Here is a 14,647-nt window from a genome sequence, read left to right as displayed (position 1 = left end):
ATCCAAGCCGAAGCGAAACCACCCGCGCACGGCGATCGACGGAAGAAGTCACTCTCGTGTCCAATCGCATTGCCTCGCATTCCGGGAGACGAGCGTTCTGGACGCTGTCAACCGTCGTCGCGTGCGCGTCCTCGGTCCTGGTGCCCGCGGTCCAGGCCCGAGCGAACGGCTGCGTACTCGGGCCCGACAACGTGCTTCATTGCAGTGACGGCAACTCCGGTGGCGGAGGAGGGGGCGGCGGCGGAGGGGGCGGCGGCTCGAACGGAGGCGGCGGTCCCTACCAGATTCCGGAGCTCGGGACGGACCACAACGACTTCGGATTGCACGGCGGGACCGGTGGCGGAGGAGGGGGCGCGCAAACGATGCCCACGGCCGACTGGGCACGGGTCCTTCGAGCCGAGACCCCACTTCCGGTGCCGGTCGTTCATACGGCACCGAAAAACCGGAGTTTCGTAGAGCTGCGTACCGCACTTTGGGTCGACGGCTTCCGAACCGTGCACACAAGGCCGCTCAACCTGCCCAATCGGCGCATTCAGGCGACGGGAACGCCGGTCTCCGTCCGATGGCAGCTGGGAGAAACAGAGATCACGTGCACGGGGCCGGGGACGCGAGACGGGAAATCGTGCGGCTATACCTACCGCAGAGCGTCGACCGGCCAGCCGGGCGGACATTACAAGATCACGGCGACCATCATCTGGGACTTCCACTGGACCTGTGTCGGCTCCGCGTGCGGAACGACCTACGGCGACCTTGACCAGGGCCAGATGACGTCCCAGCCCGTCGGCCTCGTGGTCGACGAGATCCAGAGCAAAGACAAGCAGTGAGCGGTAGCCGAATGTTCACCCGAACCCTCGTCCGCTGCCTTTCTCTTACCGCTGTATCCGTCGTCACACTTTCGGGATGCGGCGGTGATCCTTCGCCGAAGAAATCGGGAGCGCGCTCACCGAGCGCGTCGCCATCGCCCACGACGGCACCGCCGACGTTCAGCGCCGCCGCACTGCGCACCAAACTCGTGACGCCGGCCGAGATCGGCTCCGGCGTGAAAGCCACGTCTACCGTCGCCGATTTCTACCGCAACGGCCAGATCCCTGTCTGCTCCCTCGAGAGCATGAGCCCCGGCGGGACCTTCGACGCGCTGATCAAACAGTACGAGAACGGCAAGAAAGGGAAGCGGGAGGTCAGATACGCGCAGCTCGTGGCGACCTTTCCTTCTGTGCCGGACGCAACGGCGGCCTTCGGCCGTATAGAGAAGAAGCTCAAGTCCTGTCGGCCCAAGAATTTTGTGCCCACCAAGAAGATCAGTCAGCACGAGATTCGATTCTCGCACAATGACGTTTGGCAGCTGACCGAGCCGGCGTCCACTGGCTGGCGCCATCTGCGCGGTATCGAAACCCAGAAGTACGCACGCTCGATCAGCAAGGGCAACTGGCTTCGGATCACCTACGACTACGCCATCCGCGGCAACGTGCTTCTCGCCACCGTCTACTTGGGCAGAACCGACCCGGACGAGCAGGCCACGTCGATCGAGCAGCACGCCGCCCAGCTCTTCGACACACAAATCCGCAAGATCGGATGACGGCGCCAGGATGGCGGCTCACGGATTACGAGGAACTGGCTCAACTGGGGTCCGGGAGCCAGGGACAGGTCGTACTCGCCCGCCATAAGACGTCGTACCAGGTCGTCGCGATCAAGTATCTCGCCGCAGACCTGCTGAACGACGTACGCGCCCGCACCATCTTCCGCGACGAAGCGCGTCTCATCGCGCGGATATCCGATCCCCACGTCGCCCGTCTCTACGGGTATGTCGAAACGGGCCGTGGCGCTGCGATCGTCATGGAAGCGATCAGGGGCGCACCGCTGCGTCAGGTCATCGACGCTCGCGGAGCCCCCCTTACGCCGGAGGCTGCACTCGCCATCCTCAAGGGTTCGCTCATGGGGCTGCACGCGGCCCACAGTGTTGGAGTCGTTCACCGTGACTACAAGCCCGGCAACGTCCTCGTTCAAGAAGACGGACAGAGCAAACTCATCGACTTCGGCGTCGCCGTCTTAGCCGGGCAGGGCGGCGGAAGCGGCACTCCCGCCTACATGGCGCCTGAGCAGTGGCTGGGGCAGCCCGCCTCTGCGGCCACGGACATCTACGCGGCGACCTGCGTTCTCGTCGAGTGCGTGACCGGGGCAAAGCCGTATCAGGCGGCGACCCTCGACGATCTCCGCATGCTGCATCTGCGGGCCCAGGTCCCCGTCCTGCAACTTCCCGAGCCGCTTCAGCCGATCGCGGCCTGGGGACTGGCCAAAGATCCGGCTCAACGGCTGGCGAACGCCGCTGAGTTCATCGTCCATCTGGAGACCGCCGCAAGCCGCGCGTACGGCACCGACTGGGAGAAGCGCGGCCTCGCGGTCCTCGGTTCCATCACCGCGGGGCTGGGGCTCGCGGTACCGCTCGTCGCGGTCGGCGGCGCCCTGCTGGGTTCGGGCAGCGGCGCCACGTCCTCCGGAGCCGCGTGGGCCGGTGGCCAGGGAGCCGGGCACGCCGCGGCGGCGGGACACAGCGTCGGCGGCACGGCCGGAAAGGGCGTGCTCGCCAAGGTCGGCGGCGCCAAGGGAGCTGCGGCGATCGGGTTCACAGCCGCTGCGGCCGGCACTGCCGCCGTCATCATGTGGCCGTCCGGCCCCTCCATCGGAGGGACGTCGCGGGGGGACGTGCGTGCTTTCTTCACCCGGCCGGACATCTTCCTTCGGCAGCCGTATATGCCGGCGTCCGAGACGCCGTACATCGACTACCAGATGACCGTCCATCCATCTACCGTGCGTGCAGGCACCAAGGTCCGGATGACCGCAAAGTTCCATGCCCGCCTCCCCATCGGGGCGAAGTACGGGCCGGGCGGCACACGAACCTGCTTCGGCGAGAAGTCGAAGCGCACCGATGTGACGAACAACTATGGCTTCGGAATGGGAACGGGAAAGGATGACTCAAGCCCCCACGGCATGCATTTCTATCCCATGCCGCCGGTACGGGCGAACGAGTTTCCGGACAACCCCTGGTTCCTTGTTAAGGCTACCGAGAAAAATATCGACAACCATCAACCCTACGTCCCATCACTGTGCGCCTACGACAGTAAGTGGACGGACATCTTCGACTTCACGGTACCGCCGAAACGGGACCTGCCACCGGGCCGGTACCTCGTCGCTCCGCAGCACCCGATGAAGCTCGAGAACATTCGGCGCAGTGATGGCGACACCCCGACCCCCGTCCCGGCAGCCGAGGTAGGCGGAACGACAAGCGGACACCTACCGATCGTCCGGGTTGTCGACTAGAGCGGCCAGGAATTAGGGGATCCGGGCTAGGGCGCCTAGGAGGCCGGCTTTTTGTAGGGCTGGGGTGAAGGGTGGCGTGGTGGGGGTCCAGGATTCTACGGGGACCAGGCCGGGTGGGTGGAGGTTCGTGTTCTCGAAGAAGGTTGCTATTTCTTCGGGGGTGCGGGGGACGATGTCGCCGGCGGAGGTTTTTTCGTAGGCGTGGCGGGCTTCTTGTTCTGTTTCTCGGGAGACTTCGCCTGCGTGGACGTGGGAGATCGCCAGGTAGCTGCCGGGGGTCAGGCGGGCTTTGAGGGTTCGCACGATCGTGTAGGGGTCCGCCTCGTCGGGGAGGAAGTGGAGGACCGCCAGGAGGAGGATCGCCGTTGGCTGGTCGAAGTCGATCTTCGTTGTCAGTTCTGGGTGGGTGAGGATTGCCTTGGGGTCGCGGAGGTCTGCTTGGATCACTGTGGTGTGGGGCGAGTTCGTCAGGAGTGCGCGGGCGTGGCTCAGGACGACCGGGTCGTGGTCGATGTAGACCACTCGGGCGTCGGGGGCCGTTCGCTGGGCCACCTCATGGGTGTTCTCCTGGCTTGGTAGGCCGGAGCCTATGTCGATGAACTGGCGGATTCCCTGTTCTGCCAGGTGGGTCACCACCCGGGTCAGGAAGCGGCGGTTGGATCGTGCGAAGTCCGACGCGTAGGGGATCGCCTGGAGGACGCGTTCGGCTGCGGCGCGGTCTGCGGCGAAATTGTCCTTTCCCCCGAGGTAGTAGTCGTACATTCGCGCGATGTTCGGCGTGTCCGGGTCGACGACCCAATCAGGACGGCTCTCTTCGCTGGCCACTCGGCGTCCTCCCCGTTTCGGATGCCTGCTGCCCCGTCGATCTTAAACCTTCATGTCCCGTTCGGGGGGTTCGGGTTTCTGTTTTTCGGTTTGGTTTGCCGATCGCTGTTCCGGGCGGTGCTGGGCGAGCTATACGGGCGCTGTTGGCTGGATTGGCGTTCGGATCAGTGGTCCGGGCTGCTGCGGACAGGCCGACACTGCGCGGGTGGGAGTCGAATTTGTGTTCGGCTCATCTACTGGATCGCTTCGGTAGTAAAAGTGCGGTCGGTCCCGGCCGGGCGGTGGCCGGTGAGGCGGTGGAAATCTTTCGGGCTCGTGCCGGTCACGGCCGGGAAACGGCGTTGCAACTGGCGGAGGCCCGGGGACTGGGTTGAGCGGACGCTGGGCGGGTGCGCATATCAGGGGCGTTTTGGACCGTTTCGGGTGAGCGCGTGTCCGTCCGGGTTTTGGATGTCGGCGGCTGCGATGGGGACGTCCGCGAGTTCTGTCAGCGGGCGGTCGGTGAACGCGGCGAGGTGCCCGCGCGGAGCCGGGCCGCTGCGAGCGGCTGGCCGTTGGCGGTCAGGGGTGTTTCGGGGCGCCGCACATCGGGTGATCTTGTTAGATTGTGGCGCACACTGGACGGGGTACTTCGCATGGATGCGTGAGGAGACCGTGCGCGGTCCGGTCCTGGCGGCGTTTGGCTGCGGCTCGGTGTCCGGGCAGGCGGCGGCTCCTGGTGCGGGATCGGCTGGGCGTTGCGGTCGAGGGCGGCCGGGGCGCCGTGCTGGGGGTGTTGGCCGGCGGGAGGCTTGGGACGGGCGTTTGGGCGTCGGTGTGCAGTTCGGCGCCGGGGCGGTCGTCGTGGGAACGTCAGCGAACCGCCGGAAGGTGACCTGGGGGAACCTGGACGGGGAGGAGTGGCGCACCGGACATGGTCGACTGGGGATGGCGCGTCCGCGTCGGCGACGCCGCGGGTTCGGGGTTCCTCGTCACGTCGGACCGGGTCCTGACGGCGGCGCATGTCGTCGCGGGGCTGGACGAGACGTCCGTCGACTTTCCGGACGGTCCGGGCAAGCTGCTCGCGCGCGTCCTGCGGCCTACCGGTTGGGAACGGCCTGGGGAGCCGGGGGATGTCGTGGTGCTTGCGCTGGACGAGCCGGTGGACGTCGCTCCTGCGCGGTTCGCCGATCCCGGTGCCCCGCCCGGGCGGCGGTTCGGCACGTACGGGTTTCCCCGGCGGCGGGATGAGACGATCCGGTTCGCTTCGGTGTTGAGCGAACCCGACTGGGGTGTGGCGGGCGGCGAGCGGTGGGCGCTCAAGACTTTCGACGGTGACCGGATCGAGCCCGGGTTCAGTGGTGCCGCCGTCTACGACACCGCGACCGGTGAGGTCCACGGCATGATCACCGACGCGGTGGGCGACGGTGCCCGCGCGCTGATGATGCCGCTCACCGCGTTGCGTCGCCATGTCGAAGAACTGGACGACGTGCTCCCGCTGGACTGGCTCGATGCCGCGGCGCGCCGGGAGTTGCGGACGCTGCTCGCCGGACATGCGATGACCGAGGCCTTGCACGCCGAGTTCGCCGCGATCGTCGGACGTCGCCTGACCGGGGACCTCCCGTCGGTGTGGGCGGCGGTTCGGGAGGTCGCGGAGGGCTGGCCGGGCGAGGACCGTCTCGGCCGCTGGGTCGCGGCGCTCGGCCGGCGGCTGGACGGGTCGGCGCGGCAGGGGGTGGCCGCGTGGCGGCGGCGGCATCTGGGCGCCGCGCCGGCCGAGCGGGAGGCCGGTACCGCGTCGGTGATCGTTCGGCTGGAGCGTGTGACGCATGGGAACTCCTATGAGCTGACGGTGCACACCTGGCTCGACGGACGCGAGGAGCTGCCCGCGGAGACCGTCCAGGTGAGTGAGCACGAGGTGCGGCGGGCCATCGAGGAGCGGGTGCAGCGGGCGGCGGGCGCGCTCGTCGGGCATGACTGGATGATCGAGTTCGCGGTGCCGGAGAGCTGGCTGCACAAGCCGTTCGAGGAGTGGCACATCGACCGCGTCCACAAGATCAAGATGCGGAAGTATCCGGTGGTGGTGCGGGACGTGGAGCGGCTGCGTCCCGGCTCGATACGTCGTGACCTGGCCTTTCGTCGGTGGCGGCGGCTGGGTGAGCGCGGGCGCAGCGACCCCCAGCCCGTCGGCTGCGCGGCGCGGGCGCGCGGGGAGTTCGAGCGCTGGCTGGAGGTGAACGACGACCACTGCGTCCTCGTGTACGGGAGCCGTCCGGCCAAGGGGGCGCTGACGGCCGCGCTGAACACCGGCGTGCCGGTGATGCTGTGGCCGCGCGTTCCGTGCGGCGGTCCGGCGCACGAGAGCTGCGCGGGCCGGGAGCGGCTGGCAGCGCTGCTGCCGCGCGTCGAGGCCGAGCATCCGAACGACCTCCCGTCGCTCGCGCAGCGGCTGCGGCTGGAGGAGCTGCCCGCGCGCGGGCACGAGCTGACCCTGCTGTGGGACGATCCGTCCCGCCTGCCCGACCCCCCGCTCGGCATGGAGGCGTGACATGCCCGATGAGATGGCCGACTGGCTGCTGTACACCGGCCGCCGCGAACCGCACGACGGCATCGACCGGCTGCCCGAGCCGCCGCGCTGGCGGCGTTTCGACGGCGGGCCGCCGCTGCCGCCGGTGACCGGGGATTCGGGGAGCGAGCACCGGGCGACGACGTATCTGCCGTCCGAGGACGCGGTCCAGCAGGTGAACGCGGCGCTCTACCTGCGGCGTCCGCTGCTGGTGACCGGGCCGCCGGGGACGGGCAAGTCGACGCTGGCGTACGCGGTGGCGCACGAGCTGAAGCTCGGGCCGGTGCTGCACTGGCCGATCACGAGCCGGGTGACGCTGCGGGACGGGCTCTACCAGTACGACCCGCTGACCCGCCTGTACGCGGCGGGCCGGGAGCCGGAGCAGGACGACGACATCGGGCGCTATGTCCGGCTCGGTCCGCTCGGGACCGCGCTGCTCCCCTACGCGCGGCCCCGCGTCCTGCTCATCGACGAGATCGACAAGAGCGACATCGACCTGCCCAACGACCTCCTCACGATCTTCGAGAAGGGCGAGTACGAGATCCCCGAGCTGGCGCGGCGCGCGGATCCCATCGCGTCGGTGCTCAGCGCGGACGGTCCGCGCGTGACCGTGAACGGCGCGGCGGTGCGGTGCGCGGCGTTCCCGTTCGTCGTCATGACCAGCAACGGCGAACGCGAGTTCCCGCCCGCGTTCCTGCGCCGCTGCATCACGCTGGAGCTGCGGCAGCCGACCGGCGTGGACGAGCTTTCCGCGATCGTCCGCGAACATCTCGGCGACCTGGCGGACGAGAGCGAGGACCTGGTCCGCCGGTTCCTGGACCGGTCGGCGACGCACACGCTCGCGACCGACCAGCTCCTCAACGCCGTCTACCTGTGCCGCCACGCGGACGTGCCGGACCGGGCCGCGCTCGCCGACCGGATCATGCCGCATCTGGGCGGCGGCGCCGATGACGATTGACCGGTTCCGCGCCGTCCTCGGGGAGGCCGGAGTGGAGCCGGACGCGGTCGAGCTGAGCGAGATGCTCTGGCTGGCCGCCCATCTTCCCGTGTCGCCCGCGTCGCCGGCGCGGCGCGAGCGCGCACCGGACGCGGCGGCGGAACCGGCGCCGCCGCCCACCGCGCCGCCGCGCCCGCCCCCGGAGCCGCCGACGGCGCTGCATCCGCGCGGCGCGCCGACGGAGACCGCCGGGGACGCGCTGTCGGTGCTGGTGCCGACCGCGCCGATGCTGCCCGATCCGCTGGCGGTGCAGCGGGCGCTGCGGCCGTTGAAGCGGCGGATCCCGTCGCGGACGGCCCGGGAACTGGACGAGGAGGCCACGGCCGCCCGCATCGCCGACACCGGCCGGTGGTCGCCGGTGATGGTCCCCGCGCCCGAACGCTGGCTGACCCTCACCCTCGTGGTGGACACCGGGCCGACGATGGGGCTGTGGCGTCCGCTCGCGCGGGAGCTGGCCGAGACGCTGGTGCGGCAGGGCGCGTTCCGCGATGTTCGGGTCGTGTTCCTGGCGCGGTCGGGGCGCGTCCTGTCCGGTGGTCGCGCGCTGGACCCGTCCACGCTGCTCGACCCGACGGGACGGCACGCGATCCTCGTCCTCAGCGACTGCTCCGGGCCGCACTGGTGGGACGGCCGCGCGCGGCGGACCGTCCGGCGCCTCGCCTCCACCGGGCCGGTCGCGATCCTCCAGCCGCTGCCCGAACGCCTCTGGCGGCGGACGGCGGCGCCGACGCTGCCGGGGCTCGCGGCGCTGCCCCGGCCGGCCGCGCCGAACCGGGACCTGCGGTTCGCCCCGTACGACGGGGAGGCGCCGGACGGCCTGCCCGTCCCGGTGCTGCACGCCGCGCCGCGCTGGTTCGCGGGCTGGGCGCGGCTGCTGGCCGGGGGCGGGCCGGAGGCAACGGCCGTGGCCGTGTTCCCGGCGAACCCGCCGGCCGCCTCGCCCGTGCGGCGCGAGCGGGAGCTGCCGATCGGGGACCGGGTGCGGCGGTTCCTGACATCGGCGTCGCCGGAGGCGGCGGAGCTGGCGGCGCATGTGGCGGTGTCGGAGCCGTCCCTGCCGGTGATGCGGCTGATCCAGCGGCGGATCCTCGGCGCGTCCGGGCCGGCGCAGCTCGCGGAGGTGCTGCTGAGCGGGCTGCTACGGCCCGTCGCCGGGGAGGACGGACGGTACACCTTCGTGCCCGGCGCCCGCGACGCCCTGCTCGCGACGCTGCCGCGTCCGGCGGAACAGCACACGCGGTACGTGCTGCGGGCGATCTCGGACGAGATCAAGCGCCGCGCCGGGACGGCCGTCGAGCGCTTCCCCGCCCTGCTCCACTCCCCCGGCGGCACCCACACGATCACGACGGACGACCACGAGTTCGCCCACGTCGGCCCGGGGACGCGCGCCCACCTCCAGCCCGGCGCGCCCCGCGCCGAGACCCCGGCACCGTTCCGCTGCGCCGTGGCGGTCGAGCTCCTCCCGCCCGCCGCCCGCACCGGCACGGCGCCGTTCAGGAGGCTCGTCGCCGAAAGCATCCTCCTGGTAGCCAGCACCATGGTCGGGCTGCCGAGACCGGCCCTCCTCCACGACGACGAGAACAAAGTCGTGGCCGCGTACTCGGCGGACGTTCGGCCTCGCCAGATCATGGACGATCTCCTTCCTGCTCTGCGTGCGTCCGTGGACGCGCACAACGAGCACGCCACGGAACCGGTCCGGCTGCGCGTCGCGCTTCACGCCGACGCACTGCCCCTCTCCTCGGTAAACGTTCGAGCCCCCGCTTTCGTGAGATTGGATCTTCTGCTCCGGACGCTCGCTCATCGCGAGAGCCTGATCCGAGAGGGCGCAGACGTCGCGGTACTCGCCTCGGACGAGCTGGTCAGCGCGATCCGCGCCGAGGCCCCGGACGCCGATCCCGCCGCGCCGTTCACGCGAGTGTCCGTCGCCGACGGTGTCACCGCGTGGTTCGGGTCGTGGGGCGGCGGGGAAAACACCGCGCGGACGGTCATCTTCACCGATGTGGCCGGTTTTTCATCCCCGCACCGCACCGAGGATGACCGCTACCGAATCCTCCAGGTGATGTCCAACCTGCTGCGCGACGCCTTCAACGCGGCGAACGTCCCCTGGAACGACTGCCACATCGAAAATCGTGGCGACGGCTTCCTTATCGTCGCGCCACCCGGCGTGCTGGCCGACGTCCTGCTGGCCCCCATGTTGCCGTCCCTTGCCGAGTCGTTGCGGCGTCACAACGAGCGGTCGGCCGCACCGGAGAGCTTCCAAATGCGTGTGGCACTGAGCACCGGCGTTGTCGTGCCCGACGAAATCTCTCTGGTCGGTAGGGCCATCATCGAGGCGGCCCGGATGCTGGACGCGCCGGCGTTCAAACGACGAATGGCCGATTCCCGAGCCGACCTTGCCTTCATCACGACCGAAGCCGTGTTCGAGGTGCTCATCGAAGGTAGCGGGCGTCCACTCATCCCGTCGCGTTTCACCCAGGTGCCCGTTGACGTGAAAGACGAGCATTTCGCCGCTTGGATGCGGCTCTGGGGCGGCACTGATGATGAGCGCCCCGCGCCCGTCGCAGCTCCCGTGACGCTCGGCCGGGACGACGCCGGGGAACCGGTCGTCCTTGACCCGCTCGCGGACCGGCCGCACGGCCTGGTCCTCGGCGGGATGGACGAGCGCGGCCCCGTACTGCGCGCGATCGTGGCGGCCCTGCCGCCCGAGGTGGACGTGGTCGGGCTCGCGCTCGGCGAGAGTCCGTTCGCCGAGCGGGAGAACGGGCTGCTGCGATCGGCGTCCGAATTGCTCGGTGACGAAGTTCGCAGGAACACTTTGATCGCGCTGATGGCCGGTGAGCTGGACGGGCGGCAGGGAGACGTCCGTTCCACTCCGCGCCTGGTCATCATCGTCGACCTTTCATTGACGCTCCCGCCGCATCTTCCCGAGTTGATCCGCCTGCTGCGCCAGGTCGCGTCCGGCGGCGCGGCGGTCGGCGTTCACCTGATCCTCGCCGCGACGGAACTGGAGAACTCGTCGCAGTGGAACTCGCTGCTGCCCCTGCTGAGCTGGCGTCTCGCCGTCGGGCCCATCACTCCCCGCGATTCCACGAAACTCTTTTCCCGGGCCGTCCGCCTCACCCCCGGCACGGCCTATTTCTTTCGCGCCAACGAACCCAGCCGCACCCTGCGCCTGGCCGTGTCGGATACCGACGAAACGACTCCGCCTTCCGAGCCTGCGCAGGCCGAACAGGACACGCTGCGGGCCCACGTCGATTCCATACGCGTCCTCATGGACGAAGGCGACCGCGAGCAGGCGCGCCGCGAGACGCTTGCGGCTCTCGACATCTCGCAGCGGCTGAGGAACGGACCTCCTGACGTCCTGGACCTGCGGGAGCAGCTCGCCGCCTTGGTCGTCTGGCTCACACCGGACCACGCGTTCGCCACCCATCAGGAGTTGGTGGCGGACTCCGAACGGGTCCTCGGTGAAGGGCACGAGGACACCCGGCGGCGACGAAGCGCACTCCGGTTCGTCCTCATCCAGAAAGGGAAATGGGCCGAAGCCCGTACGGTCAACGAGAAGCAGATCGAGACGCTCCGCCGTGGCGCGCAGGAGGATGAAGAACTCATCCCGGCGCTCGCCCTTGAACTCGACCAGCACTCGCCGCTGCTTCTCGCGCTCGGCGAGGCGGACGGTTCGCTGGCCGCGATCGACGAAGCCGTGGAACTCTGGCGACGGTTTCTCGATGGACGGCCGGATCACGATCCGTCCGGCCTCGCCCAGTCGCTGGGAAACCTGTCGTTGGCGCTGGCGCGAGATGATCGTCACGCGGAGGCACTGGCCGCTGTCGACGAGGCGGTCACCATCCTCCGGGCGCGCGCCGACGCCGACCCGGAATCGGTGCCTTCCCTCGTGTGGCATCTTCAGAATTTGTCCGACCGTCATGAGGAGTCCGGGCATCTGGACGAGGCCGTCGCGGTGATGGCGGAGGCCGTCGACTATCAGCGGCGGCTGGGTGAGGACGATGCGGAGAACCGGGCGATGCTCGCGTCCCTGCTCGTCACCTACGCCCAACGCCTCGATGCGGCGGGCAACGCACGCCAGGCCCTGGACACGCTGACCGAAGCGCTCACGAGCCAGAAGGGCGTCGCACCGCTTCTGATCAGCGGCCGGTTGAGCGGTACGGCGCTGAGCATCGCGAGTCGGCTTTCGGCGGACGGCGATGACGCGCCGATCGAGGCGCTTCGCGCGTTGGTCCGGCCCTTGCGGGAACTGTTCGCGGAACGTCCGGACGACTTCGGCAGGCCGCTCGCCGACCTGCTGGAGGACCTCGGGGGACGCCTGGTCGATGCCCGCCGATGGGCGGAGACGCTGCCCGTGGTCGAAGAGGCCGTGCGCATTCGTCGTGAGCAGCATGGGGAGTCCCCGGAAGATGCCTCCGCCCGGCTCGCTTCGGATCTCGTTCTGCTCGGACGCGTCCTGATTCATGTCGGCCGGGTGGAGGATGCCGTCGATGTCTCCAGGGAGGCCGTCCGGCTTTTCCGGGACCTGGACGACGGGTCGGGGCAGGCGCGGGCGGTGAGCGGACTCGGTGTCGCCTTGCGTGCTCTCGGACGATTGGAAGAGGCCCGCGAGCACTTCCGGACGGCCGCTTCCATCGCGCGGGACGCCGACGACCTCGACGCCCGGATCGCCGCGCTCACCGACGAAGCCCGCACGTTCGCGATGGAGCAGCGCGAGGACGATGCCGTGAGCGTCCTCCGTGAGGCCGCCGACGTGTGCCGGGAGGCCGAGGAGCCCGGCCGGGAGAGCGCTCTTCTCAATGAACTCGGACGCATGGAACGCGTGCTGCACAACCCCGAACGGGCCGTCACCGCGCACCGCGAGGCGTTCTATCTCGCCCAGCGCATCGGCGACCGGGAACGGGAGGCGGAGTTCGCGTCCGAACTCGTCCGGAGCCTGATCGAGAACGAAGGCCTCACGGAGGCGGCGGACGTTCAGCGGCACGCCATTGATGTGCATCGAACGCTCGGGAACCTTGCCGGTGAGGCGGACGGCTGGCGGCAGCTCGGCAGGATCGAGAGCGACGCCGGGCACCTCGTGGCGGCCGTCTCCGCCTATGCCAAAGCCGCCGCCTGTTTCCGGACGGCGGGGAACCACGAGGCCGCCGGGGAAGCGCTCAACCGGCTCGCCGAGGTGCGATTCGCGCGGGGCGACGTCGAAGGCTCGCTCGATGCCGCGAAGGACGCGGTCAACGTCTTCCGTGAGCTTTCCGCAGTGGATCCGGTCCGCCACGGCAATGGCCTGGCGCGTTCCCTGTTGTGGCTAGCGCGGGTCCTGCGCGAATTGGGACGGACGAGCGAAGCCACCGCGGCCACCGCCGAGGCGAGGGCGATCGGCGCGCGTCTCGGCGGAGAAGCGGGCTCCGCAGGCCCATGAGAACCCGCCGCCGGACGCGGGCTAGGGAAGGGTGCCGAGTTCTTCTTTGGCGGCGGTGCGGAGGCGGCGGAGGGCGGTGGCCAGGGACGCGCGTTCTTCGGAGGTCAGCGGGCCGGCGAAATGGCGGCGCAACGTCTCGGCGTGGACGAACAGGGCTTCGGCCAGTTTGGTCTCGCCGGCCTCGGTGATCGCGACGTTCTGGCGGCGGCGATCGCCTTCGGCCGTCGTCCGGACGACCAGGCCCTGCGCCTCCATCCGGTCGATCAGGCGGGTCATGCCGCCGCTGGTGAAGGTGAGCTGGCCGGCGAGCGTGCCCATCGTCGCGCGGCACGCGTCACCGGTCGGGGAAAGCCGCAGCAGCACCTCGAACATCGCGTACTTGATGCCGCAGCGGCGTTCCAGTTCGCGGTTCGCGATGCGTTCCAGCAGCGTCGCCGCGCCGAGCAGCGATCCGAACTCCCGGACCACGTCCGGGATCACGGCGTCGTCCGCGATCTCCATCCCAAGCCTCCCCGTTGCCCCCGACACGTACAGTCCCCGACGTTCCCGGCTTATTCCTGCCCCGACGGCGAGCGCCCCGCGCGGCGTAGGGCCGGGCGGGGCGCTGCGGCGCCGGACGCCGGTCAGTTCTTCTTCGTCGGGGACGTGCTGGGGTTCGCCGTGGGGAGCGTCGAGCCGTTCTGGTTCTGGGCCTGCGTCTGGTCGTTCTCGCCGGACGCGTACTGCTTCGTCACCTTCCACCCGCCGTCGATCTTCGCGAGCGCGAGGCGGATGAGGTTCGCGGGGGCCTCGGTGGCGCCCTGCGGCGTGCGGCCCTCGATGTCGACCTGGACGACGGCCGTCGCGAACTTGTCGTTGACGTCCCCGACGAACACGGCCACCGACCGGGACGTCAGCGACGCCGTCGTCTCCCCGGCCTTGAACGTGTTGATGATCCCCGGCGCCGTCTGGTTCTTGTACCGGTCGAGCAGGTCGCCGCCCATGAGCTTCTCGGCGGCGGCGATCTGCTCCCGGTAGTTGGACGCGTTGTAGTTCGCCGCGACGTCCCCGTACTGGCGGGCGATCTTCGCGACGGCGGCGCGCTCGGACGCCTCGGACGCCTTGCCGCTCGCCGACCGCCACTGCCAGAGCGCGAGCGACGCGAGCACGGCCACGACGACGATCAGCGCGACGGCCTGCGCCAGCGGGAGCCCGAGCAGCACCGGACGGGCGGGAGCGGGAGCCTCCGGCTCGTCCTTCTCCGCGGCCTTCTCAAGCTTGGGCGCGGCCTTGGGAGCGGCCTTCGGAGCGGCCTTGGCCTCGGGCTCGCCGTCCTCCGCGTCGATGCGGGCGAGGACGTCGTCCAGCTCCTCGTCGTCCTCGATCACCTCGATGACGCGGACGCGGCGCTTGCGCCGACCCGACCCGGACGCCTCGGACGCCTCGGACGATTCGGGCGAGGACGCGGCGGGGGACTCCTCCTCGGCCGCGACCTCGGCGGTCTCGGCGACGTCGTCGGCGTCGCCGGTGTCCCGGTTGGTCTTGGCTGTCACTGCGCGCACTCCTC

Annotated in this window: 9 protein-coding genes; 6 read left to right on the top strand and 3 right to left on the bottom strand. The window is 69.9% G+C overall.

Annotated elements, in window-relative coordinates; all coding sequences use genetic code 11:
- Positions 1-362: 362 nt before the first annotated feature.
- The 3 genes from GQ466_RS02925 to GQ466_RS02915 are packed head-to-tail and all read left to right on the top strand — an operon-like array spanning position 363 to position 3,315.
- Positions 363-824, top strand: a complete 462-nt coding sequence (locus tag GQ466_RS02925; protein WP_161101197.1) for a hypothetical protein — start codon at positions 363-365, stop codon at positions 822-824.
- An 11-nt stretch (positions 825-835) separates the two neighbouring features.
- Positions 836-1,576, top strand: a complete 741-nt coding sequence (locus GQ466_RS02920; protein ID WP_161101196.1) for a sensor domain-containing protein — start codon at positions 836-838, stop codon at positions 1,574-1,576.
- Positions 1,573-3,315 (top strand): serine/threonine-protein kinase, encoded by a 1,743-nt coding sequence (locus tag GQ466_RS02915; RefSeq protein WP_161101195.1) that lies wholly within the window; start codon positions 1,573-1,575, stop codon positions 3,313-3,315. Before GQ466_RS02920 ends, GQ466_RS02915 begins: the two co-directional genes overlap by 4 nt.
- Positions 3,316-3,327: 12 nt before the next feature.
- Here GQ466_RS02915 and GQ466_RS02910 read toward each other — a convergent pair whose 3' ends face one another.
- Positions 3,328-4,140: an SAM-dependent methyltransferase gene (locus GQ466_RS02910; protein ID WP_161101194.1), complete on the bottom strand. Its 813-nt coding sequence runs from the start codon at positions 4,138-4,140 to the stop codon at positions 3,328-3,330.
- A 913-nt stretch (positions 4,141-5,053) separates the two neighbouring features.
- On the opposite strand from GQ466_RS02910, the gene GQ466_RS02905 reads away from it, so the two are divergent.
- The 3 genes from GQ466_RS02905 to GQ466_RS02895 are packed head-to-tail and all read left to right on the top strand — an operon-like array spanning position 5,054 to position 13,101.
- Positions 5,054-6,667 (top strand): VMAP-C domain-containing protein, encoded by a 1,614-nt coding sequence (locus GQ466_RS02905; RefSeq protein WP_161101193.1) that lies wholly within the window; start codon positions 5,054-5,056, stop codon positions 6,665-6,667.
- A gap of 1 nt (position 6,668) precedes the next feature.
- A complete protein-coding gene (locus GQ466_RS02900; protein WP_237417578.1) occupies positions 6,669-7,643 on the top strand; it encodes an AAA family ATPase in 975 nt (324 codons plus the stop codon).
- Positions 7,633-13,101, top strand: a complete 5,469-nt coding sequence (locus tag GQ466_RS02895; protein WP_272917920.1) for an SAV_2336 N-terminal domain-related protein — start codon at positions 7,633-7,635, stop codon at positions 13,099-13,101. The genes GQ466_RS02900 and GQ466_RS02895 overlap by 11 nt, the downstream gene beginning before the upstream one ends.
- A gap of 21 nt (positions 13,102-13,122) precedes the next feature.
- Here the strand turns inward: GQ466_RS02895 and GQ466_RS02890 are convergent, their stop codons facing one another.
- Positions 13,123-13,602, bottom strand: a complete 480-nt coding sequence (locus GQ466_RS02890) for a MarR family winged helix-turn-helix transcriptional regulator (protein ID WP_161101191.1) — start codon at positions 13,600-13,602, stop codon at positions 13,123-13,125.
- 122 nt (positions 13,603-13,724) lie between these two features.
- Positions 13,725-14,633 carry a hypothetical protein gene (locus tag GQ466_RS02885; protein WP_161101190.1) on the bottom strand — a complete coding sequence of 303 codons (909 nt, stop codon included), beginning with the start codon at positions 14,631-14,633 and terminating at the stop codon, positions 13,725-13,727.
- Positions 14,634-14,647 lie beyond the last annotated feature (14 nt).

The sequence above is a fragment of the Actinomadura rayongensis genome (genome assembly GCF_009831215.1).
Lineage (GTDB): Bacteria > Actinomycetota > Actinomycetes > Streptosporangiales > Streptosporangiaceae > Spirillospora > Spirillospora rayongensis.
This window is presented reverse-complemented; position numbering and strand designations above follow the sequence as displayed.

Excerpts from the sequence above, each read along its gene's own strand:
- GQ466_RS02920 (WP_161101196.1), top strand. The coding sequence starts at position 836 with ATGTTCACCCGAACCCTCGTCCGCTGCCTTTCTCTTACCGCTGTATCC.
- GQ466_RS02905 (WP_161101193.1), top strand. The coding sequence starts at position 5,054 with ATGGTCGACTGGGGATGGCGCGTCCGCGTCGGCGACGCCGCGGGTTCG.
- GQ466_RS02890 (WP_161101191.1), bottom strand. The coding sequence starts at position 13,602 with ATGGAGATCGCGGACGACGCCGTGATCCCGGACGTGGTCCGGGAGTTC.
- GQ466_RS02895 (WP_272917920.1), top strand. The coding sequence starts at position 7,633 with ATGACGATTGACCGGTTCCGCGCCGTCCTCGGGGAGGCCGGAGTGGAG.
- GQ466_RS02915 (WP_161101195.1), top strand. The coding sequence starts at position 1,573 with ATGACGGCGCCAGGATGGCGGCTCACGGATTACGAGGAACTGGCTCAA.
- GQ466_RS02900 (WP_237417578.1), top strand. The coding sequence starts at position 6,669 with ATGCCCGATGAGATGGCCGACTGGCTGCTGTACACCGGCCGCCGCGAA.
- GQ466_RS02925 (WP_161101197.1), top strand. The coding sequence starts at position 363 with ATGCCCACGGCCGACTGGGCACGGGTCCTTCGAGCCGAGACCCCACTT.